This is a genomic window from Dellaglioa sp. CoH-57-MRSF-16 (assembly GCF_056782055.1).
The window spans coordinates 1-273 of the sequence record NZ_JBXAXZ010000172.1 but is presented as its reverse complement, the minus strand read 5'-3'; the positions used below and the strand labels follow the sequence as shown (position 1 = coordinate 273).

Sequence of the window (273 nt, the reverse complement as noted above, 5' to 3'; positions counted from 1 at the left end):
GGGGTTTGTACAGGGCCGTAGGTGGATGCGGCACGCGGTTTAATGAGGTGTTTTACACCAGACCCCTCAAAACGCGATTTTTTAGCATTTCTAAGTGTTTTTTCGTGATCAGCACGCGCCTGATCAGGATTCCTCACCAATTCCGTAGAATCCGGGCCCCATTCAAGTTCTTCATCGGCGTCTGCGTCGGCATCGAGCCCATCATCGGCGTCTGCATCTACTATTTCGAAGTCCCCGTCCGCGTCTTCTTCGTCGGACCCGCGCACGCGCACA

General features: G+C 54.6%; 1 protein-coding gene. It reads right to left on the bottom strand.

The features are described 5' to 3' along the window. Positions 1–273 (bottom strand): hypothetical protein (locus AC1RPH_RS08330; RefSeq protein ID WP_481762117.1); only part of this gene is annotated, 273 nt, incomplete at both ends.